This window comes from Porphyrobacter sp. MBR-49, from assembly GCF_053628655.1.
Genome location: NZ_JBRJGU010000004.1, coordinates 136,987 through 160,138, shown reverse-complemented (window position 1 = coordinate 160,138; position 23,152 = coordinate 136,987). Strand labels below are relative to the sequence as shown.

Sequence of the window (23,152 nt, the reverse complement as noted above, 5' to 3'; positions counted from 1 at the left end):
CATCCTGCCTACCGCATGCACGCGCGCCCCCGATCGGGATCTTCGGCGCATTGGTAAACCCTGATCCAATCGATTGCGAATTGCGCGGGAAAGCTCTTGGCCGCAACCCCCTTGGCATTGTTTTCTTCTGCCAGGCGTCCGCCCACGGCAAGGTTGGCCATGACATAGAACGGCTGATCGAACGGGGCTGCGGCATTGCCCTTGGCACGCGGCGATGCGCTATCCCATTGATCTGATGTGACAGTCAGATGGACACGGTCATCGACCAGGAACCGGATCAGACCTTCGCCCCATTCAACCGCATAGACGTGGAAATCGTCCGACGGCAACGCCCCATCGGGCAGCGTGGTGCGGCCATCGACCAAGCGATTGCGGGGCGGCAGATCACCGAAATGCAGCGCGCTGATCGTGCGGTTTTCACCCCGGCCGCCATCGCACAGCTTGCACTTGGCACCAATATTGACCGCCTCAAGGATGTCGATCTCGCCCGACAGCGGCCATCTTCCATAGGCGTCGGCATCAGGCATCATCCACACCGCAGACCACGGGCCCTGCCCCGGCGGCACCTTGGCGCGCACTTCGATCCGGCCATAACGCCACGCGTGCAGCCCGCGCGTGCGCACCTTGCCCGAGGTGTAGCTTTGAGTCAGCTGAGGGTTGGGATTTTCGGCAATTTCAGGCGGACGCGCCGGGCCGGTGAAACGTTCCTTGCGCGCTTTGAGCAGCAGCATCCCGCCTTCAACCGCGATGTTTTCGGGCCGATCAGTGTAGCATTGGCGTTCGAAATTGCCCCCGCCCCAGCATGACACCTCGGGCGTCCACTTGCTGCGGTCAAGGCTGTCGCCGTCGAACTCGTCAGCCCACGCCAGCTTCCACCCGGCCCCTTCCAACGGGGCGAGGGCTACCGGAGCCTCGGCGGCACTTGACCCCGCGAACAGGAGCAGGGCCGCTGCCAGCATTCCTGCTTTAAGCGGCCCTGTTATCATCACTATTTCCTCGTCAGAAATCAAACCGCGCAAGGAAGGTGTAACGGCGATCGTTGCGGAACGCCGAGCGCGTTACCCTGGTCCCGTCAAAGTCGATCACCTGGCTGGTGCGCGTTACCTCATCCAGCAGGTTCACACCCTGCACGCCCAGCTTCACCCCGTCCATCACCGTTACAAAGATCGACGCATCCAATTGCCCAGTCGATTCGCCCCAAATTGGCGAGAACGGGAAGATATCATCGCGCGGGGTGATCAGGAATGCTGATCGCCAGTTATAGGCCGCACGGGCCGACAACCAATCCTTTTCATAGAACAGCGTGGCATTGATCGTGCTCTTGGAAATACCCGCCAGCGGCTGACCCGGAGCAAACGGGCCGAGCGTCCCGGCAAGATCAGTATTGCTGAAACCGCCACCATCAACATAGGTATAGGTCAACTGCGTCCCCAAGCCGCTGAGCACGCCCGGCAGGAAATCATAGGTCTGCTGATAAGCGATTTCCACGCCCTTCAGCGTGCCGTTCTGCGAATTGACCGGGCCATTGACCTCAACATCAAGCGACGATCCGCCCGGGCTGACGAAGTTGACCAGGGCAAACCCGTTATCAACAATCCCGCTGATGTCCTTGATAAACCCGTTAAGCGTCAACGATCCAACCCTATCGAAATACCATTCGACGGAAAGATCGTAGTTCCACGATTCAATCGGACGCAAATTGCGGTTGCCGGTAGATAATTGGAACAATGGGCCGGTTTCCAGCGTACCACCAGCGAGCAAATCACCGGTATTATCGCCAATCGCACCGCCAGATCGGAACGCGCCCAGATCGGGACGACTCAACCCCTTCGACACTGCTCCACGGAACAACAACCCGCCACCGACATCAAGCAGCGCATTAAAGCTGGGCAGCCAGTTATCAAACGTGACATCCCGATCATCAATGACCACCTCACCTGTATGCGCTGCGGCAAATTCCGCGAGCCGCGCAGGCGATAGACCGCAGAACCCCGGAGTGTTGCCCGGAGGTGCGCGACCACAGGATTCCTCAACTTCGGAAACCTGCACCACCCCGTCACCATTGCCGCCCGCGCCCACGTCATCAAAAAACGCGCCGTTGGGAAAGCCGATGATTCCGGCGGTCTTCACTTCGGTTTCCACATAACGAAGGCCGAAATTGCCGATCAGTTTCCAGCCATTGCTGAAATCAGTACCATAATCGATCCGGCCATAGGCGGCTCTGGTAATCTCAGACACGGCCGAAATCTCAGGCGTGCAGAACGGATCGCACGGCGTTACCTCACCCGTCACGGCATTGTTGAACGTGCGGTTGTTGACGCCAAAAAACGGGTTGGGCGTCTGTGAAAAAGTATTGATTTCGCGCGCTTGTTCTTCTGACAGGCCCGACAGGTATTCGCCAAGCAAATCATCGCCGCCAAAGAAGAACCCGCCACCCGGCAAGGGTGCTGGTGCGCCGCCACGCTGAAAGCCATCGTCAAACGGCGTGCGCAAGTTCGCCGCATCGGGGAAATCATCGACAAAGGCCCCGCCTGCAATCGCAAAATCCTGCCCCGGAAGTCCGGTGAAGAAACGTCCCGGTTGAAACCCGCCGGTGGCGGCACAGCCCGGCCCGTCATTCCACGGCGCGCAGCCCGCGCGACCCGTCCACGGAGCAGACAGATTCCCCCAGGTGCTGAAATTGGTGTCGCGCGTTACCCGGTCACGATCAGACCAGCGCGCACCAAATTTGGCCGTTTTGAAGAAGCCTTCGTCGCTGATGTCATATTCGGCATCAAGCCGCAGGCTATCAAGCTGGCCTTCATTACGCGCCTTGCTGTCGAGCAGAAACCAAAAGAAAGTGTTTTCCCCGCTGGTGAAGAAATCACTGGGTGATCCCGGAGGTGCCAGGAATTCGACCTGCGGCGTGCTGCGGCTCGCATCAATCGCAACATTGGCCCATGTGATCATCGTGCCAATGATCGAATCCTGCTCCAGGTCAGAGTCGATCCGCTGGGCTTCGAAATTCACCCGAAACCGGTCAGTGACGCTCCAGTCAATGTCGATCGAGAAATCTTCGGTCGTCGAATCGGTGAAGCGCTGAAACCGCAAAAGTTCGAGCGGAATACCGCCGCGCCCGAACGGGGTGGCGAATGCATCCCCGATCCGCTGACTAAGAATGCCGCGCTGGAAAATACCGTTTTCATCAAATTCGAACGTGCTGCCTGCCGCCGGAACCGGGAACAGCAGATCATCATTGACCAGCGCAATCGCTGCCGCTTCATCAGTATCAAAACTGGTTTCGGCGCGCAGCCATTCAAAGGTGACGAGGAAATCGCCGCCGGGGCTTTCGTACTGGAGCACCCCTGAAAATGCTTCACGGTCACGTTCCAGTTCGGTCGTCCGCACGCCCGCACCCTTGGGCACCACGACCGACCCCGCTGGCGGGAAATTGGCTTCGTCAAACACAGGATCACCGTCAAAGCCGCCACTATTCACCGGCACGACCCGGATACACGGCCCATCAAGGCTTGGTGCGCGGAAGCACGGATCGCCCAATTGCGAGGCATCGGTGCGGCTGACCAGCTCTGAATTGGCATAGCCGAACTGCACACCAAAAGAGCCTACACCCGTTTCAAAGGTGGTTGACCCATTGAACGAGAAACCCGGTGACCATTCTTCGGCAAGATCGCCGTAATTGCCTTCAATCGTTCCCGCGATATGGGTGCCGCGCCGATCAAGCGGTTTGCGGGTGACGAGGTTCACGGTGCCCGCGATCCCGCCTTCGACCATGTCGGCGGTGAGGTTCTTGAACACCTCGACCCGGCCCAGCAATTCGGGCGAGACATCGTTGAAGCTGAGAACGGTGCCACCCGTGGCCGAGAAAATGTCGCGGCCGTTCAGTTCCGATCGCACAAACGGCAGACCGCGCACGATCACCCCGGTGCCTTCGACCGAGAAACGGTCAGGGTCGGACGGCTTTTCGAAACGCCCGATATTCACGCCCGGCACGCGCTGCAAAGCTTCTGCGACCGAACGATCAGGCAATGCGCCGATATCTTCGGCGGTGATCACGTCAACAAAGGTGTCAGCATTACGCTTGATATTCTGCGCCGATTGCAGCGCGGCGCGGAAGCCCGAAACGATGATCTCGCCAGCAACCGGCTCTGCTGCAGCAACGTCTTCAGCAGGCGGCTCGTCTGCGCTTGCATCCTGCGCAAGCGCTGGCGAAGCGAGTGCCGCCGACAAGGCGAGGCACGACGCGGTGCCGAGAGCAAAAATACGCCGCGACGGCGCAACCGGTGCGAATTGCATGATGTTTCAGACCTCCCCTTGTCCCGTGATAGATTCGTGCCGATCACTGGGTGTTGACGCGACGTTTGTAACGCATCTTGAGAGCGTTCTCAAGACTTGAAATCTCTACACGCTATTGCATTCTTGCAACACTTGGCGAGACCGGGGAAACGCGCGATAATACCCGTCAAGCGCACGGTCGGGATTGAGGAAATCATGCAAATTCAACGTATAATCATCGTTGGTGGGGGCACAGCCGGGTGGATGGCGGCCGCTGCGCTATCGCGGATCAAGGCTGGACGGCCTGTAGAAATTACGCTGATCGAATCCGAAGCGATCGGCACGGTTGGCGTGGGTGAGGCAACGATTCCACCTTTCGTCGGCTTCAACGATCTGCTCGGCGTCAACGAGGCCGAAATGCTCGCCGCGGTCGGGGGCACGTTCAAGCTGGGCATTCAGTTCGAAAATTGGAACCGCATCGGCGACAGCTACATTCACCCCTTCGGCGCTTATGGATACACCATGGGCGGGATTTCGTTTCACCATGTCTGGCACCGCATGGCGAATGCGGGAGACAAGCGCCCGATCCAGGTTTTCAACCTTGAAACAATGGCTGCCTATTTCGGCAAGTTCGCCCGCACGCAGGATTTCGCGCGCGACGATCTGCCGCCGGTCAATTACGCCTATCACCTCGATGCGACCCGCTATGCCGCTTTTCTCAGGCGCTTTGCCGAAGCGCGCGGCGTGGTGCGGCAGGAAGGCAGGATCGCCGATGTCGCGCTGGATGGCGAAACCGGGTTTGTCACCACCGTCACGCTGGATGATCGGCAGCAATTCGCAGGCGATCTGTTCATCGATTGCTCGGGTTTTCGCGGGCTGCTGATCGAACAGGCTTTGCAGACCGGCTATGATGACTGGAGCCATTACCTTCCGTGCAACCGCGCGGTTGCGCTGCCCTGCCAGCGCGAAGATGGCAGCCCGCCCCCGCCCTTCACCCGCGCCACCGCACACCGCGCAGGCTGGCAATGGCAGGTGCCGCTGCAACACCGCAACGGCAATGGGCACGTCTATTGCTCCAGCTTTATGGAGGATCAGGAAGCGCTCGACATCCTTGTCGGCAATATCGCGGGCAAACCGCAGGCCGAACCCAATTTCCTGCGCTTCGTTACCGGCCGGCGCAAGAAGTTCTGGAACAAGAACGTGGTCGCGCTCGGGCTGGCGGCGGGCTTCATGGAGCCGCTCGAATCCACCTCGATCCACCTCGTCAATACCGGGATCGACAAGCTGATTTCACTGTTGTCGCTGGATGGCATCACGCAGGCGCAGGAAGATGCCTTCAACCGCCTGACCGCGCGAGAATATGGCCGCATCCGCGATTTCCTGATCCTGCATTACAACGCCACATCACGCGATGATTCCGATTTCTGGAACTACGTTCGCACGATGGAAGTGCCCGAATCGCTGACCGAGAAGATCGAGATATTCAAAGCCAACGGCCAGATCTTCCGCGAAGAGGATGAATTATTCACCGAAACCAGCTGGGCGGCGGTGATGATGGGTCAAGGGATCCAAATGGGCGGGCGCAATGCGATGACCGACGCGCTTGATCCGGCCAAGACCCGCGAGGAAGCCGACGAGATGGAGAAATCCATCCGCTATCTGGTGCAGCACATGCCGGGGCACGGCGATTACGTGGCGCGGTATTGCCCAGCGGAGACGTAACGCGCCGCACGGCATCGGCACGCAATCGAAAGGGCCGAGGGTTTCAGGGGGCCGAGCGTGGCGGACACGCTTCGGCCAACAGTAGCAGGAATTGCCCTGCGCTATCGGCCCACCGCGCGCGCGGTTCCCACCCCGCGCTCGCCAACAGCATCTGAGCCGAACGGCGGGTGAACTTGTGGCTGTTTTCGGTGTGGATGCTTTCCCCGCTGCGAAGCGTAAAGCGCTGCCCGCTGATCGTGAACGTCATGTCGGCGGCGGCGACCAAGTGCATTTCGATCCGCGCAAATGTATCGTTCCAGCGCGCTTCGTGGCGGAATTGGTCGACCGGAATATCGCCTGCAAGCTCCCGGTTGATCCGGGTCAGCAGGTTGCGGTTGAACGCTGCCGTGACCCCCGCCGCATCATCATAGGCGGCCTTCAACACCGCTTCGTCCTTGACGAGATCCATGCCGATCAGCAGTAGCGCGCCTTCACCCAGCGTTTCGCGCATCGATCGCAGCAGATCAGTGGCAGTGCGCGCGATCATGTTGCCGATGGTCGATCCGGGGAAAAAGCCGAGCTTGGGCAGGTCTGCAACCGCACCGGGCAATTCAACCCGGCGCATGAAATCAGCCTCAACCGGGTAAACCGGAAGACCCGGAAACTTCGCCGCCAGATCAGCCGCCGCCGCGCGCAGAAAATCGCCTGCGATATCAAGTGGAACATAGGCCGATGGCGCAATCGCGGATAATAGCAGCGGGGTCTTGACCGAAGAGCCAGAGCCAAACTCCACCACCGCACGGCCCGGCCCAATCAAATCGGCCATCGCGCCCGCGCGCTCGGTCAGGATTTCGGTTTCGGCGCGGGTCGGGTAATATTCGGGCTGCTGGGTTATATCTTCAAACAGTTGCGATCCGACATCATCATAGAACCAGCGCGCCGGGATCGCTTTTTGCGGTTCGGCCAGCCCCGCCAGCACGTCTGCCCGGAAGGCGCGATCAACCCCGGCGGAATCGCGCTCAACCAGCTTCAGCCCTCTATTCGTCGTCATCTCAAACATCCTTGGCCAGCCGCAGGCCGGTGAATTGCCAGCGCTGCTGGGGGTAGAAGAAATTGCGGTATGACGCGCGCGAATGTCCGCGCACCGTCGCGCAGCTCGCTCCGCGCAGCACCACCTGCCCGCTCATGAATTTGCCGTTATATTCGCCCACTGCTCCTTCGGCGATGCGAAAGCCGGGATAGGGCAGGTAGGCTGAGCGGGTGAACTGCCAGCAATCACCGAACAGGTGCTGCCCGCCCTGCGGGAGTGGCGGCGCGGCGCCATCAAGCTGATTGCCAGTGGCGGGATTATGGCTGGCCGCTATCGCCTCCCACTCGAACTCGGTCGGCAGGCGGCGGCCCGCCCAGGTGGCAAAGGCATCCGCCTCATAATACGAGATATGGCTGACCGGCGCATTGGCATCGCGTGGCTGCCAGCCTTGGTGGGTGAAATGCTGATCATCACGCCAATATAGCGGCGCGGCTATGCCTTGCGCCTGCACCCAGCCCCAGCCATCAGACAGCCACAGCCGCGCATCGCGATAGCCGCCGTCAGCGATGAAGCCATCCCATTCGCCATTGGTCACCAAGCGGTCAGCGAGCGCAAACGGTTCAATCAACACGCGGTGACGCGGGCCTTCATTGTCGAAGGCGAAGCCGTCACCCTGGTGGCCGACAAGCGCGATCCCGCCGGGGTGCTGGTGCCAGCCCATCGCCGCAGTAGGCGCTGCGGAAGGCGCTGCGCCATCCCATATCGCCGGGCCAAGCGGGTTCTGGAATAGCGCGTGTTTGATATCGGTCAGCAGCAATTCGATGTGCTGTTGTTCATGCGCAACGCCCAATGCGATCAGGCCGCTGAGCGCCGGATCATCCAGCAGCGGCGTCATCGCGTCATTCACCGCTGCGCGCCATTCCAGCACCTCGGCCAGCGTCGGGCGTGACAGCATCCCGCGCTGCCCCCGCGCCATCCGCGCGCCTTCGGCCTCGTAATAGGAATTGAACAGGAACGGCCATTCGTCGCGCCACAACCGATAGCCCGGCGCATGATCGCGTAGCAGGAACGTCTCCCAGAACCACGTCGTATGCGCGAGGTGCCACTTGGCAGGAGAGGCATCCTCCATCGATTGCAGGCTGGCATCGGCATCGCTGAGCGGGCGAACCAATGCCTCGGTCAGCGTACGGGTGGCACGAAAACTTTCACCCAATGTTGCCGCATCTGCGCCGCTGATGGGATTTTGCCGTTCGCCACGAGGCACGCGCGTCTCCTGTTGCCGCCTTGCTTCAACACATCAGCCACTGCCCGCAGGCGGTGACAATTCAAAGCCGCAGCGCGCCGCGTTCAGGCCGCGTTGGCGCTGATCCCGGCATCACGTTCACCCGCCGCTTCATTGAGCATTTCTGCAACCAGAAACGCCAGTTCGAGCGATTGTTCCGCATTCAGGCGCGGGTCGCAATGGGTGTGATAGCGATCGCCAAGGCGTTCCTCGGTAATCGCCACCGCGCCGCCAACGCATTCGGTCACGTCCTGCCCGGTCATTTCGATATGGATGCCGCCGGGGTGCGTGCCTTCGGCGCGATGCACCGCGAAAAAGCCCTTCACTTCGCGCAGGATGCGGTCGAACGGGCGGGTTTTGAAGCCGGTGTCGGATTTCACCACGTTGCCGTGCATCGGATCGCAGCTCCACACCACCGGATGCCCTTCCCGCTCCACCGCGCGCACCAGCCGCGGCAGGCCATCTTCAACCTTGTCATGCCCGAACCGGCTGATCAGCGTGATCCGCCCGGCCTCACGCTTGGGGTTGAGTTCGTCGAGCAGCGCCAGCAACGCGTCCGGTTCCAGCGTCGGCCCGCATTTCATCCCCAGCGGATTGCCGATCCCGCGCGCGTATTCGATATGCGCAGAGCCGGGGAAGCGGGTGCGATCCCCGATCCACAACATATGCGCGCTGGTCGCATACCAATCACCGGTGAGCGAATCCTGCCGGGTCATCGCCTGTTCGTAAGGCAGCAGCAGACTTTCGTGGCTGGTGTAGAAACTGGTGCCCTGCAATTGTGGGACAGTTGCCGGGTCAACCCCGCAAGCCTCCATGAAATCGAGCGCTTCGCCGATCCGGTCGGCCATTTCGCTGAACTTTTCGGTCCACGGGGTGCGGCCCATGAAATCGAGCGTCCACTGATGCACCTGGCGCAGGTTGGCATAGCCGCCATTGGCGAAGGCGCGCAGCAGGTTCAATGTCGCGGCGGCCTGCGAATAGGCGCGCACCATCCGCGCCGGATCATTGCGGCGCGACACAGGATCAAATTCGATCCCGTTGATATTGTCGCCAAGGTAGCTTGGCAGGGTCACGCCATCGATCGTTTCGGTCGGGGCAGAACGCGGCTTGGCGAACTGGCCCGCCATGCGGCCCACCTTCACCACCGGACGTTTGCTGGCGAAGGTCATCACCACCGCCATCTGCAAAATCGCGCGGAAGGTGTCGCGGATGTTGTTGGGGTGAAATTCAGCAAAACTTTCCGCGCAGTCCCCGCCTTGCAGCAGAAAACCGTGGCCATTGGCGACATCGGCCAGATCGGCCTTCAATGCGCGCGCCTCGCCCGCGAACACCAGCGGGGGATAGTTTGAAAGGGTTTGCTCTGCCGCTGCCAGTTCGGCTGCATCCTCGTAATGCGGCAGGTGGCGCGCTTCGTGCGCCTTCCAGCTATCCGGGGTCCAGGTCATCGGCACAGTCAAAACTCTTTCATGGCTTGGCGCGCAAGGTTCGCGCGGGCCCGCCCGCTACAGGAGGCACGATTGAATTGTAAAGCCGCAACGGTGTGTAGCACAACTTTATTTCCCGACCACACTATGCGGCAGAGCCGATCAACGGCCTGTCATGCCCCCTCTGGCACCAGCGGCACTCGCCCCGCCAACCGGCGCTTCAGCCAAGGTCTGGCCTTCGGGGATGATCGCCAAACGATACGGCGCTCCGTTGGCAAAATAACGGTCGGCCAGAAACTGCATCACCTGCGGGCTGGTCTGCGAATAATCGGCCAGCAGCGTGCGCAACAATCCCACGCGCCGCGGATCGAACGCTGCGCCTTCGAGGTTATACAGCCAGAACTGGTTGCCCGTCGAGGCGCGCCGGATCAGCTGACCGAGCGGTTCGGTCACTCGCTCCAATTCGTCGGCTGTGGGCGGGTTGGCGGCCAAATCTTTGGCAATGCGGTCAGCCTCGGCAAAGAACACGGGCACGAATTCCGGCTCCAGCTGCGCCAGCGCAGTGATCCGTCCGCCGCTGGCAATATCCGCAGGCCAGCGCGAAAACACCTGCGGCGAATAGCTGGCCCCGGCGCGTTCCCGCAGCGCTTCGAGCAGGCGGTTGTTGAACAGCTGGGTGAGGATTTCAAGCTGGCGGCCTTCGCGCAAGGCATCAACCCCGCCCCCGCTGGGCCATGCGACCACAGCGGCGGCCTGATTGGCATCGCCGCGATGGGTGACGATGGCCGGACGATCACCCGCCACCGCGAACGACGGCACCCGCGCAGCCACATCGGGCGCAATCGGTTCGCGCGGCGGCAAGGCGCCAAAGGTCAGGCGCAGTTGCTCGATCACGGCAGGCTGATCAAATTCGCCAAATACCAGCACCTCGACCGGGCCTTGTTTGAGCAATGGCTCCCACACCGCACGAAAGCCTTCGGGGGTGACATCGCGCAGGGCCGCCGGGTCGGGCGTGGCAAACCGCTGATCGCCGCCGGTGACAAGGTATTCCAGATCACGGTTGAGAATGCCGCCGGGGCTGGTCGAATAGGTGTTGTAAGCAAGTTCTGCCGCTGCCCTGGCGCGGATCACCGGATCCTTGTCCCAGCGCGGCATCCCCAGCTTGGCTGCGAACAGATAGAGCTGATCGACAACGTCTTCCGACCGGGTCTGGGCGGTGAAGGTGAACACCGCTTCATCAATGCCGAAATCAAACCCAAGCTTGCGCCCGGTTGCCAGCCGGTCAATCTCGTTCTGGCCCAATTCGCCAAGTCCCGAGCCGACCAGCGCAGCCTCACCCAGCGCAGCATAGACTGCACTATCCTTGTCGAACGCCCGGTAGCCCGCGCCAAACCGCACACGCACCGTCACCCGGCCGGGTTCGGCATCATTGGCCCACACCAGCGCCTTTACGCCGTTGGCGAAATCGATCTGTTCGACATCAAGCAGGCCGAGCGGCTTTTGCTCGGTAATGATGCCCGGTTCGCCGACCGGGGGAAGTTCGTCGAACGAAATCGTCTGCGCGGCCAGCCTGGCGCTGCCATCGACCACCGCTTCGCGCGCCAAGGCCAGCCGCAGCATATCGGCGTCAGCTTCGCCCGGCGTGGGCGTTACATAGACCGACCGCGTAACAGTGCCATCAAACAGCGCCTTGGTGCGCGCCAGCACTTCGTCGGGATTGAGCCGCGCCGTCATCCCGCGAAACACATTGAGCACCACGTCCGGCGCAGCCACGGTTTCACGGATATCGACCGCATTGACGAGGTTGTTGGCAAGGTCGGAGCCTGACTGCACGCTTTCCTGTTCGACCTGATTGGCGAACACCACGTCGAATTCGGCGGCTTCGCGGTCAATCTCCTCCTGCGTGGGCGGATTGGTCAGCGCGTCGGCGATGACGCTGCGCACATCGGCAAGCGCCGCCTGCCAATCGCTTGTCAGCGGCGCAAAGGTGACGAAGGTCGCATCGGTGGAACGCGAAACGTCGTCCTGCTGCACCTGCGCATACAGGAAACTGCCCCCGCCGCGCGCGCGCGCTTCAAGCCGGCGGTTGATGATCGACTGCGCAACCGCATCGATCAGCAGGCCTTCATTATAGACGATGGTATCTTCAACCTGCCGCCACGGACGCATAACCGCATAGGTCAGGCTGCGCGGCAGATCGGGTTCAACCCCCACCGCAAGCTCACCAATCGGGGTGCCTTCAACCGGGTTTTCAGGCGCGGCTGCGGGCGCAACCGGATCGCCGAAATCGGGTGTGACACTGGGTTTGCCCTTGCCTTCCCAGTCGCCGAACCACTGTTCAACCAGCCCTGCCAACACCATCGGATCAGCATCGCCGACAACCACGATCACGGCGTTTTCCGGACGATACCAGCGATCATAGAACGCCTTGACGTCCTTGCCGTTGGCGGCCCGCAGCGTTTCATCAGTGCCGATCGGATTGCGCGCGGCGAGCCGCTGTCCGGCAAAGAAGGTCTGCCGGGTCAGATCGGCAATCCGCAGCCCCGCCCCGCCGCGTTCACGCTTTTCAGCCAGCACGATCGGGCGTTCGGCGGCAACGTTGGCATCATTCAGCACCGGTTCGCGGATCATGCCCGACAACAGCTTGAAACTTTCCGACAGCTTGGCCTGATCAATATTGGGAATATCCAGCTTGTAGGCGGTGTGGGTCGGGCTGGTTTCGGCATTGGCATCGCTGCCAAAGGTTGCGCCCAGCCGCTGCCATGCGGCAATCGCCTCAGCCTGTTTCAGATATTTGCTTTCGCGGAACAGCAGGTGTTCGAGCAGGTGGGCAAAGCCTTGTTCTGCGTCTTTTTCGTGCAGCGACCCGGCATCAATGCGCACCCGGATCGAAACTTGTTGGGGCGGCACGCCGTTGCCGCGCACGGCATAGCGCAGGCCGTTCTTCATTTCGCCAAACAGCCATTGTTCATCAACCGGGACATCGCTGCCCCGATACAGCCACGGCACTTCGCCATTGACCTGAAGCGCGCGCGGGGCCGGGATCGCTGGTTCAGCCGGGGCCTGCACCGCCTCAGGTGCAGGCGCAGCGGTTTGCTGGGCAAATGCCGGTTGGAGCAGCGCAGCAGGCGCAAGCAAAAGAACGAAAGCGCGGCTGGCGCGGGATAACAACGTCATACCCGGCTTATAGAGGGCCGAAGTGTGAAGCGATAGTGAATGTGTGTGCCCGCGCGCCCTTGCCGCATCGACTTGCGGCACCTAAATTGCGGTCATGTTCATAGAAACCGAAACCACGCCCAACCCTGCTGCGCTGAAATTCCTGCCTGGTCAGGCCGTCATGGACGCAGGCAGCCGCGAATTTTCCACCCCCGAAGCCGCCGAGGCAAGCCCGCTTGCCCAGGCGATTTTTGACACGGGCGAAGTCGTCAACGTGTTTTTCGGCGCCGATTTCGTCAGCGTCACTGCCGCGCCGGGGGCCAATTGGAGCGCGCTGAAACCGCAGGTCATTGCCATCCTGCTCGATCATTTCGTGTCCGAAGCGCCGCTATTTGCCGGCGGCAGCGCGCACGGCATTGCCGTCCCGCCCGACAACGATCTGGCGGTCGAAGAACGCGCCGAGGATGCCGAGGTGATCGCGGCGATCAACGAACTGCTCGAAACCCGCGTCCGCCCGGCGGTGGCGGGCGACGGCGGCGATATCGCCTATCGCGGCTTTCGCGACGGGGTGGTGTATCTGACGCTGCAAGGTTCCTGCGCAGGCTGCCCTTCAAGCACCGCAACATTGAAGCACGGGATCGAAGGCCTGCTGAAACATTACGTCCCCGAAGTCACAGAGGTTCGCGCAGCATGACCGTGCAATTTCACGACCAAGTGCTGTCGGACGCAGCGCTCGCACAGCTGTTCAACGAAGCGCGCAGCTACAATGGCTGGCTCGACAAGCCGGTTTCGGACGCGCAGATCCACGCGATCTGGGATCTGGTGAAAATGGCCCCCACCTCGGCCAATATGCAGCCGGTGCGGATTGTGTGGGTGAAATCGGCCGGCGCGAAGGCCAAGCTGGCCGACTGCGTGATGGAGGGCAACAAGGCCAAGGTGCTGACCGCCCCCGTCACCGCCGTGATTGGTTACGATATCGATTTTCACGAACAGCTGCCGTGGCTGTTCCCGCATACCGATGCCAAAAGCTGGTTCGAAGGTGACGAGGCCGGGCGCGAGGAAGGTGCGTTCCGCAATTCATCCTTGCAGGGCGCCTACCTGATGCTGGCAGCGCGGGCGCTGGGGCTGGATTGCGGGCCGATGTCGGGGTTCGATGCCGATGCCGTCAACGCCGCGTTCTTTGCCGATCAACCGCGCCACCGGGTCAATTTCATCTGCGCGGTTGGCTATGGCGATCCGGCCAGCATTTTTGACCGTAGCCCGCGTCCGGACTTCGCGCGCTTCAACCGCATCGCCTGATCCGCCGCATCTGCCGCTTGCACAGCGCGGCAGCGTGAGGCATCGCGCACCGCAATGCGCGTGCTTGCCATCGAAACCGCTTCCGAAGCGTGTTCCATCGCCCTGTTTGATGGCGAGGCAATCGTTGCGCATGATCACCGGCTGATCGGCCGCGGCCATGCCGAAGCCTTGGTTCCGATGATCGCCGCCCTACCGGAGAGGGGGCGCGCGAATCGCATTTTCGTTTCACTTGGCCCCGGCAGCTTCACCGGCGTGCGCATCGGCCTCGCCGCCGCGCGGGCGCTGGGGTTCGCGTGGGGGGCCGAAGTGCTGGGCTACCCAACGCTCGCGCTGGCCGCCGCACAGGCTCAGCATATCCATCCCGCGCAGGCCGTGACGATTTGCATGAACGGCGGGCATGGCGAATGGTTCGTCGCGGATTTCGGCGCTGATGGATTGCCGCAGGGCCAGACCTCCTCGCTGACGCCCGATGCGGCGCGCGCGCGCCAAACTCACCCGCTGGTTGCGGGCAACCGTGCAGCGGCGCTGGCCGCATTGCACACAGATCAGGGCATTACAGCGATCGACCTGCTGCCCGATGCCACTGCGGTGCGATTGCTCAATCCCCGGCTGCTGACGCGCAACCTCGCCCCGATCTATGGTCGCGGGCCGGATGCTACCCCATTGGCGCAGCAGGGGCGGACATGACCCCCTGCCCGCACCTCGTCGACCGGATCATGGCGGTGATGGAAACCGCATTTGACCCGGCCTTTGGTGAAGCGTGGAACCGGCGGCAGGTCGTCGATGCGCTGACCGTGCCTTCCACCCATGCATTGGTGGTTGATGCTGATGGCGCCGTAATCCCCGATGGGCCAGCACCCCGCGCAACGCCTGCGGGTTTCGTGCTTACCCGCCATGTGCTTGATGAAGAAGAGTTGTTGCTAATCGCGGTCGCTCCCGACGCACGGCGACGCGGCATCGGCGCGGGTTTGATCGAATACCTGTTCGCCGCAGCCCGCACGCGCGGAATTGGCCGTATCTTCCTAGAAATGCGGCGCGGCAATCCGGCAATTCATCTCTATATCAAACTCGGTTTTGAACCGATCGGCGTTCGAAAGAACTATTACCGAATGGTAAATGGCGATAAAATTGATGCTATTACTTTTGGCCGGTCAATCTAGTTCGGCTCAACCTGTCGCATAATCGGGATTATGCAAAGCAAGCCTGTTGCAAAAACTGTATGCGTGCGTCATGAGCCAAGAACCGGCGCAAATTCACCGACGCCCTAGAGGAAGCCATGCAGGATCTGGAACTTGAAATGAAAGAAACGCTTATCACACTGACAAGTGACATTGTCGCAGCTCATGTCAGCAACAATGATGTCGATGTTGCTGATCTGCCAAGCTTGATTACCAACGTCTATGGCGCGCTCGCCAATCTGGGCGAAAAGGTTGAAGTTGAAGTGCCCAAGCCGCAGCCTGCCGTCGCGATCCGTAATTCGATCAAGCCGGATTACATCGTCTGCCTTGAAGACGGCAAGAAGCTCAAGATGCTCAAGCGTTACCTGCGCACGAATTACAACATGACCCCCGAAGAATATCGCGCACGCTGGGGCCTCGCCGCTGATTATCCGATGGTTGCGCCCAATTACGCGGAAAAGCGCCGCGAACTCGCCAAGAAGATCGGCCTTGGTCGCAAACCCGGAACCGTCGTGCGCCCGCGCCGCGCAAAGAAGGCCTGATCCCGGCCAAAGGTCGCCTATCCTTGGCTGGCAAGGCCGCCTCTGTTGAGAGGGTGTCCGTGCCAGCTTGAGCATGCAGCCTCATCCCTATAAGGATGGGGCTGCTTTGCTATCAAATGGTCGATCCGGTTTCGGGCGGCGTGTGCGGCGATGGAGCTTTCGTTGAACCAGAAAATCGATCTCGAACAACTCTGCGCCGAAAAAGGTCTGCGCATCACCGAACAACGCCGGGTGATTGCCAAGGTGTTGTCGGAAAGCGATGATCATCCCGATGTCGAACTGCTTCACAGCCGCGCGGCGGAGGTCGATCCGGGGATTTCGATCGCCACGGTGTACCGCACGGTTCGGCTGTTCGAAGAGGCAGGCATTCTGGATCGCCATGATTTCGGTGATGGCCGATCGCGTTATGAACCCGTGCCCGAAGCGCACCACGATCACCTGATCGATGTCGAAACCGGCAAGGTTGTCGAATTCGTCGATCCCGAAGTTGAGGCATTGCAGCGCCAGATTGCCGAACGGCTGGGTTATCGGCTAGTCGATCACCGCATGGAGCTTTACGGCGTTCGCCTGTCGCGCAATGACTGACCCGGCTGTTCCGCCCGGCAACCACAAAGCCTCCGATCAGTGCGAACACGAACTTCGTCAGGCAGCAATCCGGGGGGAAAGCACCCCGGTTACATGGGCCGGATGGCTGCGTCTTGGCCTGCGCGCAGCGGCGTTGGTCTGCCTGCTTTTGACGCTTTTGCCGCTGCACTATCTCTACCGGACGCTCGCCTATGGCTCGCCCTTCCCGATGCTGTTCCTGCGCTATGCTGCCCGGATTTGCGGCGCGCGGGTTACTGTGATCGGCACACATCTGCGACGTGATGTGTTCTATGTCGCCAATCACCTGTCGTGGGTGGATATACTTGCGGTGGCTGGGGCAAGCGGCACCGCCTTTGTCGCTAAGGCTGAACTCGCCGAAGCGCCGGTGGTCGGCTGGCTGGCCCGGCTTAACCGGACAGTATTCGTCAAACGCGAACACCGCATGGGTGTGGCCGAACAGATCAACGCCTTGAAAGAGGCACTGTTCGATAACTGGTCAGTCACGGTGTTCCCCGAAGGCACAACCACCGATGGCCAATCGCTGCTGCCGTTCAAGACTTCGATGTTGTCGGTGCTCGAACCGCCGCCGCCCGGTGTGCTGGTGCAGCCGGTGATCCTCGATTATGGCGCGGCCGCGGAATGGATCGGCTGGATCGGCGAGGAAAGCGGCGTCAACAACGCCAAGCGGGTATTGTCACGCAGGGGCACTTTCCGGCTCAAAGTGCATTTCCTCGAACCTTTCAGCCCCGAAGATTTTCGCGGAAGAAAGGCAATCGGCATGGAATCGCGCCGCCGGATCGAAGAAGGTCTGGTGGCGATACTCGGTCGCCCGCTGCGGCCGTTTGCGCACACTGTCCCGCCCGTGCGTTATGAACCGCGCCCGGAAAGCCAGCCCGTCGATTAGAGCGATTCTACAGCCCCGCGCGCACCAACCAATCGTGGAAGATCCGCACCGGTCGGCTTTCCAGCGCAACCGGTCGGCACACGAACCAGTAGCTATAGGGGCTTTCCACGGGCTTGCCGGGCAGGTTGATTAGCCGGCTATCATTGGCGCGGCGCAGGTGATCATCGTGCATGATCGCAATGCCAAGCCCCTGTGCGGCGGCCTCCAGCATCAATTGACCCGAATCGTAATGATCGATGGCGGCAGGGTTCATGTTGTCGAGATCGTTTGCCTTTTTCCATGCGGCGAAGCTTTCGGGCAGTTCGTTGTGGATCAGGAAGGTCTGCCTGGCCATCGTCTCGGGCGTGATGTTCGGCCCGATCGCCCGCGCCACGTCCTTGCTGCAGATCGCATGGACAAGATTGTGGTCGAGCCGCACCGCGTGCAGCCCGCTGGCCGGGCCGCGCGACAGGATGATCGCGGCGTCCAGCGTGTCGCCCACCCGGTCTTCAAGATGCGGGGCAGTGTCAATGTCGATATGCAGCAGCGGGTGGCGCTGGCGCAATTCGCCCAGCCGCGGGAACAATCGCTGGCTGCCGAACATCGGCAACACGCCCAGCCGCAGGCGCAACAGCGCGATATTGTCCGACTGGCTTTCCACCGCACGGGCGAGCGCCTCCATATGCGGGTTCACCGCTTCGTAGAACGCCTGGCCCTCATCGGTCAGCTGCATCGACTGGCGCGCGCGGGTGAACAGTTTCTTGCCGACGAATTCTTCCAGATTGCTGATCCGTCGCGACAATGCCGAGGGGCTGAGACCGATCTCCTCGGCCGCCGCCCGCGCCGAACCGAGCCGGACAGTGCGCATAAATGCTTCAAGCGCGCGAAGCGGGGGCAGGCGGCGTACGGGCATCAAACATCTCCTTGCTGGCAGGAGATACGCCAAAATCGCAGCTTGGATGCAAAAAATCGAAGAAAAATTGCATCCCCAGTGTCAGCGTTGCGCCTACTGCACGTCACCCGCTGCTGCCGGAGGGTGCAGCCGCAGCCGCGTTACATGGGTTTCGTCGCCCGCAGTAACTTCAATCCGCCAACCACTCGCGTGTTCCAGCACCGTGCCGACCGGCGGCACCGCCTCGGCCAGCACGAAGGCCAGCCCACCCAGCGTATCGACCGCTTCTTCAACCTCAGCCAGGCGCGGATCGACCTGCACGGCGACATCATCGAGCTCCGCGCGGGCATCACAATCCCACATCCCTTCACCGATCGGAACGATCAACGCTTGGGGCGCATCATCATGCTCATCCTCGATATCGCCGACGATCTCTTCGACCAGATCCTCGATCGTGATCAGCCCGTCGGTGCCCGAAAACTCATCGAGCACGATCGCAAGGTGCACGCGCTGGGTGCGCATATCGGCCAGCACATCCAGCGCCCCGCGCGCCTGCGGCACATACAGCGGCTGGCGCATCAATGTCGTCCAGTCATCGGGCGGCTGGGTGCCATTGGCGAGGAAGGGGAAAATATCCTTGATGTGGATCATCCCGATCACGCTATCGAGCGTTTCGCGGTACACCGGCATGCGCGAATGGCCGTGTTCGCTGAAGGCGGCGACCATTTCGGCCCAGCTGATGTCGGCATCCACCGCGATGATCTCGCCGCGCGGCACCGCCACGTCATCGGCGTCATGTTCGGAGAAATGCAGCAGGTTGCGCAACATCTGGCGTTCAACCCGCGACAGGTCGCCGCGCGCGGTGCTGCGGTCTTCGCCGCCCACAGAGTCATTCTCGTCCTCGTGCTCGTCGATCGCCTCTTCGAGCTGTTCACGCAAGGAACGCTCCGCTTCGAAGCCCAGGATCTTTCGCAAGGCAGGCCAAAGCCCGCTGCTACTGTCCGCGTCTCCCGATTGAGGCGCAGAAGATGAAGAATCGGCCATGGCCTTAGAAACAGCTCCTTGGGTTGCTATTCGCCATATGGGTCAGGGATACCCAGTTTTGCAAGTATCACCGTTTCCAACGCTTCCATTTGTTCGGCCTGTGCGTCAGAATCGACATGATCGTGGCCCGCGAGATGCAGGAGGCCGTGGACGATCAGGTGGGCGGCGTGGGCTTCCAGGCTGACGCCCTTGTCCGCCGCCTCGCGCGCGCAGGTTTCGTAAGCCAGCGCGATATCGCCAAGCATGACGGGCGGGCCGTCCGGCGCAAGTTGGCTGAGTTCATCGCGCACCAGCATCGGGAAACTGAGCACATTGGTGGGCTTGTCGCGCTGCCGCCATTCGCGGTTGAGTGCGTGGACTTCGGCATCGGAAGTGAACAGCAGGCTCGCCATCAGGCGCGGGTTGGCCAGCAACGGCTCGCCCTCGCCCGCAGCCTGCGCCGCACGCTCCGCCAGCGCCTCCCACTCGCCCGCAGGCCAGCCTTCGATGTCGATATCAAGCTGCATGGCGCGCCTGTAGGAGACACATGTTACACTGTCCTGAAGCAGAAAACCGGTCCTTACAAAGCCGCCTGCGACGCAGGTGCAACGGGCAAGGGCGAGAAGCGTGGTTCATGCAGCCGCAGGGTAGCGCGAAAGCCGCAAGGTAGGAAAGGGAAACGCTTCAACCCGCCCCGCCCATGTCAGCTTTCAGGAGAGCGATGGAGGATGGCAAATGGCGGGGATTGGGTGGAACCCTGCCATCTTAATTCTGGCAAAAGTCCGCTCACCCTAACAGGGTCTTCGAATGTGTTAGTAGAGCGATAAAGTTATGGGCGATTTTCTGATCGCGGGACTGTCTGAATTTCCTTCAGTGCGCCTTCTGCACAACGCAAGCGTGATCATGTGAGCATGATTGCGACGAAAATACTGGGCTTCTAGATATTTTTGAAGCGAATTACTTTTCTGCTGAGAGGGTTTGACCAAAAATAACGGACTACTTTGGGCATTAGTGAAGCAGATCCAGCGCATAACACAAAAATTACGCAACTTAAAAATAGAGCCCATCTTTTTGTTTCTAAAGTAAGATCGGGAAGAAGCGCAATTTCAATTACCGACATGATATCTTGTCCACTATAAAAAATGGCACCTAAGTAAAAAAACGTGAAAGCGATTATCAAAAATATGGAGCATAATACAATTGCAAAGACCTTAATTAACTTCATCGCCATCTCGATATGAGCAACACTCTTTGTTGAGATTGCCATGATAGTGCTAAATACGACGAGCGTGAATGGTATGGCGGAAAATAAGCTTACCATAGTCGCAATTCTATCACTTGATCCATTCCATGTTTGAAATGTAAAATACCCCAGGGATAACAAGGCAAAACTTGCGGCGAGTAGCTTCAGCGCATCCGATGCTCCCTCTTCGTCTTCAGCTGCGTTCATGATGTCTTTGTCCATGGCCGCCACACCCCTCTGAAAATGTTGAAAATATCTAGTGCTACCGCACTATCCTGTAATTGATAATCCGCAAGAGGATTTGGCGTGTGCGGTCAGCACAGTCGGCTAGGCGCAGTGCCACATGTTGCCGTGGAAACATGATGCCTCGACCGCTATGGGGTCGTTAGCCGAAAGGCAGCTTTGCCTGCTCAATGACCCCAAACCGGACCCTCTCCCCTAAGCCCCCTCGCCCTCATACGCCTCGACAATCCGCCCCACGATCGGGTGGCGCACCACGTCGGCGGCGGTGAAGCGGATCGTGCCGAAGCCTTCGATGCCCTCCAGCCGCGATACCGCGTCGTGCAGCCCGCTGCTTGTCGGCCCGCCGGGAATATCCACCTGCCGGGGATCGCCGCAGATCACCATCCGGCTGTTCTGGCCGAACCGGGTTAGGAACATCTTCATCTGTTCGCGCGTGGTGTTCTGCGCTTCATCCAGAATGATGAAGCTGTCCGCCAGCGTGCGCCCGCGCATGAAGGCAATCGGTGCGATTTCGATCTCGCCATTGGCCAGCCGCCGCTCAACCTGTTCGGGCGGCATGCAATCGTTTAAGGCATCATACAGCGGGCGCAGATAGGGATCGACTTTCTCCTTCATGTCGCCGGGCAGAAAGCCCAATTTCTCCCCCGCCTCCACCGCCGGGCGCGACAGGATCAGGCGCTGCACGCTTCCGGTGATCAGCTGCGCCACCGCCTGCGCCACCGCCAGATAGGTCTTGCCCGTCCCCGCCGGGCCAAGCGCGAAGATGATATCGTCGCGCGCCAGGCTGCGCATATATTCGATCTGCGTGGCGGAACGCGGCACAATGGTTTTCTTGCGCGTGCGGATCATGATCGGCGGCGCATCCGCCTCGCCCGAGATGATCCCTTCGAGCGTGGGTTCGGACGACATCGCGATCAGCGCTTCGATCGCCCCGCTATCCAGCGCCTCGCCCCGCGCAAGCCGATCATACATGGTTTTGAGCGTCTCGCGGGCGCGGGCGACGTTATCCTCCGCCCCTTCGATCACCACCTGATGCCCGCGTGCATGGATATACACGCCGAGCCGGTTTTCGACCTGCACCAGATTGGCGTCGAACTGGCCGAACAGGGGGCCGAGCAGCGACTGGTTTTCAAAGGTCAGATCAACGCGCGCGCGCCGGGGTTCCGGAAGATCGCGCGGATCGGGCGAAAGAGCCGGATGTCCGGCACGGGAGGGTCGTCGGCCCATAGGTTCCTTTGCGTTGCGGCGGGGGCGATCCCCTGCCCTGAGTCGCGAAGGTAAGCGCACGTGAGGGCAAAGCAAGCCGATGGCGATGAGATGGCAGTGGAAAGTCACAACAACGCAATCTTGCGTGCTGCGCTCAGATCACGCGGGCAACGGCGCCTATACCAGACCCCGCAGCGAATTCGGCACGCACCCGGCGATGATACGATCCATCATGTGCTTGTCGCTTGCGCTTTTCCGGGTTACAAGAAGATATGAAAAAAGCGCTATTTTCCCTGACATTATTGTGCTTCGCGTGGCTGCCTACCCATGCAAATGCGCAGACATCAGAGCAGGCGTCTGGCGAGGTCGAAGACGAAATAACGGTTGTCGGCCAAAAGAAACGTGAGGCTGTCGAGACATTGGGCAAAGCCATCACGCGTCCATCGCGCAGAGGATTACCGGTGGGCCGCTTCGACGCGCCAATCTGTGTGAAGGTTTCGGGCCTTCCTGCCGATATGGCCGAGATTATCAAAGCGCGGATCGAGGAAAATATCGGAGACCTCAAGGTAATCGAGGTGGCTGAGGCTGGCTGCGATCCGAATGCGTTTGTTGGCTTCCTCGACGAGGTGGACGCAACCGTCGATCAATTGCGTGAAAAGGAAAAGTGGCTGTTTGAAGGCCTTCTAGACTACCAAATAGACCGAATATACAAAGGTTCGGATGGTGTGCGGGCGTGGCATGTGTTCGATCTCCGCAACCTTGATGGCTCAATAATACCCGCCACACGCAAGGGCGGTGGAGGCACAAGTGATCATAACGACGCGGTCAACCGTGTTGAGAGCGCAAGCCGGTTTGTGCGGTTGCGCAACAATTTGGTGGGTGCGGTCGTGCTGATTGAAGGCTCCGCAATAGAGGGTAAGACTTTTCGCCAATTGTCCGATTATGCAACCATGCGGCTGCTCGCATCAACCAATGACGACGTGAACGACGACAATGCCAGCCTGCCCACAATTCTGACGCTGTTTAACGGACAATATGCTCCGGATTCGCTGACAGAATTTGATCGCGCGTATCTGAGCGCGCTTTATGAACTTCCTGCAAACAGCATGGACGGCCAGATTTTTGCCGCTGCGGCGAGCCGTTATGTCAACAATCAGGAAACCGCTACTAACGAATAAATCGGCCATTTCGAT

Annotated in this window: 20 protein-coding genes; 9 read left to right on the top strand and 11 right to left on the bottom strand. The window is 60.5% G+C overall.

Features of this window, described 5'->3' with window-relative positions:
• Positions 1-8 precede the first annotated feature (8 nt).
• Both ACSSV3_RS07045 and ACSSV3_RS07040 read right to left on the bottom strand, forming a co-directional pair.
• Positions 9-986: a glycoside hydrolase family 16 protein gene (locus ACSSV3_RS07045; RefSeq protein WP_354323290.1), complete on the bottom strand. Its 978-nt coding sequence runs from the start codon at positions 984-986 to the stop codon at positions 9-11.
• Positions 987-999: 13 nt separating this feature from the next.
• Positions 1,000-4,293, bottom strand: a complete 3,294-nt coding sequence (locus tag ACSSV3_RS07040; protein WP_354323288.1) for a TonB-dependent receptor — start codon at positions 4,291-4,293, stop codon at positions 1,000-1,002.
• 195 nt (positions 4,294-4,488) lie between these two features.
• Between ACSSV3_RS07040 and ACSSV3_RS07035 the strand changes: the two genes are divergently transcribed.
• Positions 4,489-5,994 carry a tryptophan halogenase family protein gene (locus ACSSV3_RS07035; RefSeq protein ID WP_354323287.1) on the top strand — a complete coding sequence of 502 codons (1,506 nt, stop codon included), beginning with the start codon at positions 4,489-4,491 and terminating at the stop codon, positions 5,992-5,994.
• Positions 5,995-6,037: 43 nt separating this feature from the next.
• Here ACSSV3_RS07035 and egtD read toward each other — a convergent pair whose 3' ends face one another.
• The 4 genes from egtD to ACSSV3_RS07015 all read right to left on the bottom strand — a co-directional run bounded on the left by egtD (position 6,038) and on the right by ACSSV3_RS07015 (position 12,886).
• Entirely contained in the window at positions 6,038-7,024 is a 987-nt protein-coding gene (gene egtD, locus ACSSV3_RS07030) for an L-histidine N(alpha)-methyltransferase (protein WP_354323285.1), read from the bottom strand.
• Position 7,025: 1 nt separating this feature from the next.
• Entirely contained in the window at positions 7,026-8,267 is a 1,242-nt protein-coding gene (gene egtB, locus ACSSV3_RS07025; RefSeq protein ID WP_454184777.1) for an ergothioneine biosynthesis protein EgtB, read from the bottom strand.
• 83 nt (positions 8,268-8,350) lie between these two features.
• A complete protein-coding gene (locus ACSSV3_RS07020; protein ID WP_454184776.1) occupies positions 8,351-9,730 on the bottom strand; it encodes a class II 3-deoxy-7-phosphoheptulonate synthase in 1,380 nt (459 codons plus the stop codon).
• Positions 9,731-9,871: 141 nt separating this feature from the next.
• A complete protein-coding gene (locus tag ACSSV3_RS07015) occupies positions 9,872-12,886 on the bottom strand; it encodes a M16 family metallopeptidase (RefSeq protein ID WP_354323282.1) in 3,015 nt (1,004 codons plus the stop codon).
• 94 nt (positions 12,887-12,980) lie between these two features.
• Here ACSSV3_RS07015 and ACSSV3_RS07010 point away from each other — a divergent pair, with 94 nt between their 5' ends.
• From ACSSV3_RS07010 to ACSSV3_RS06980, 7 genes are all read left to right on the top strand, one after another.
• Entirely contained in the window at positions 12,981-13,559 is a 579-nt protein-coding gene (locus ACSSV3_RS07010) for a NifU family protein (protein ID WP_354323280.1), read from the top strand.
• The gene (locus tag ACSSV3_RS07005; protein WP_354323279.1) at positions 13,556-14,164 is read left to right on the top strand and encodes a malonic semialdehyde reductase; all 609 of its coding nucleotides are present in this window, start codon (positions 13,556-13,558) and stop codon (positions 14,162-14,164) included. The genes ACSSV3_RS07010 and ACSSV3_RS07005 overlap by 4 nt, the downstream gene beginning before the upstream one ends.
• 54 nt (positions 14,165-14,218) lie before the next feature.
• A complete protein-coding gene (tsaB, locus tag ACSSV3_RS07000; RefSeq protein ID WP_354323277.1) occupies positions 14,219-14,851 on the top strand; it encodes a tRNA (adenosine(37)-N6)-threonylcarbamoyltransferase complex dimerization subunit type 1 TsaB in 633 nt (210 codons plus the stop codon).
• Positions 14,848-15,324 carry a GNAT family N-acetyltransferase gene (locus ACSSV3_RS06995; protein WP_354323275.1) on the top strand — a complete coding sequence of 159 codons (477 nt, stop codon included), beginning with the start codon at positions 14,848-14,850 and terminating at the stop codon, positions 15,322-15,324. The genes tsaB and ACSSV3_RS06995 overlap by 4 nt, the downstream gene beginning before the upstream one ends.
• Before the next feature lie 116 nt (positions 15,325-15,440).
• A complete protein-coding gene (locus tag ACSSV3_RS06990) occupies positions 15,441-15,884 on the top strand; it encodes a MucR family transcriptional regulator (RefSeq protein WP_354323273.1) in 444 nt (147 codons plus the stop codon).
• Positions 15,885-16,046: 162 nt separating this feature from the next.
• Positions 16,047-16,469, top strand: coding sequence for a Fur family transcriptional regulator (locus tag ACSSV3_RS06985; RefSeq protein ID WP_354323271.1), 423 nt, complete (start codon positions 16,047-16,049; stop codon positions 16,467-16,469).
• A complete protein-coding gene (locus tag ACSSV3_RS06980; RefSeq protein WP_354323269.1) occupies positions 16,462-17,373 on the top strand; it encodes a lysophospholipid acyltransferase family protein in 912 nt (303 codons plus the stop codon). The genes ACSSV3_RS06985 and ACSSV3_RS06980 overlap by 8 nt, the downstream gene beginning before the upstream one ends.
• 7 nt (positions 17,374-17,380) lie before the next feature.
• Here ACSSV3_RS06980 and ACSSV3_RS06975 read toward each other — a convergent pair whose 3' ends face one another.
• The 5 genes from ACSSV3_RS06975 to ACSSV3_RS06955 all read right to left on the bottom strand — a co-directional run bounded on the left by ACSSV3_RS06975 (position 17,381) and on the right by ACSSV3_RS06955 (position 21,980).
• A complete protein-coding gene (locus ACSSV3_RS06975) occupies positions 17,381-18,265 on the bottom strand; it encodes a LysR substrate-binding domain-containing protein (RefSeq protein ID WP_354323267.1) in 885 nt (294 codons plus the stop codon).
• A gap of 93 nt (positions 18,266-18,358) precedes the next feature.
• Positions 18,359-19,288 carry a hemolysin family protein gene (locus ACSSV3_RS06970; RefSeq protein WP_354323265.1) on the bottom strand — a complete coding sequence of 310 codons (930 nt, stop codon included), beginning with the start codon at positions 19,286-19,288 and terminating at the stop codon, positions 18,359-18,361.
• 26 nt (positions 19,289-19,314) lie between these two features.
• A complete protein-coding gene (gene ybeY / locus ACSSV3_RS06965; RefSeq protein ID WP_354323263.1) occupies positions 19,315-19,794 on the bottom strand; it encodes an rRNA maturation RNase YbeY in 480 nt (159 codons plus the stop codon).
• 410 nt (positions 19,795-20,204) lie between these two features.
• Entirely contained in the window at positions 20,205-20,732 is a 528-nt protein-coding gene (locus ACSSV3_RS06960) for a hypothetical protein (protein ID WP_454184775.1), read from the bottom strand.
• 216 nt (positions 20,733-20,948) lie between these two features.
• A complete protein-coding gene (locus ACSSV3_RS06955) occupies positions 20,949-21,980 on the bottom strand; it encodes a PhoH family protein (RefSeq protein ID WP_354323259.1) in 1,032 nt (343 codons plus the stop codon).
• 251 nt (positions 21,981-22,231) lie between these two features.
• On the opposite strand from ACSSV3_RS06955, the gene ACSSV3_RS06950 reads away from it, so the two are divergent.
• Positions 22,232-23,137, top strand: coding sequence for a hypothetical protein (locus tag ACSSV3_RS06950; protein WP_354323258.1), 906 nt, complete (start codon positions 22,232-22,234; stop codon positions 23,135-23,137).
• Positions 23,138-23,152: the final 15 nt, after the last annotated feature.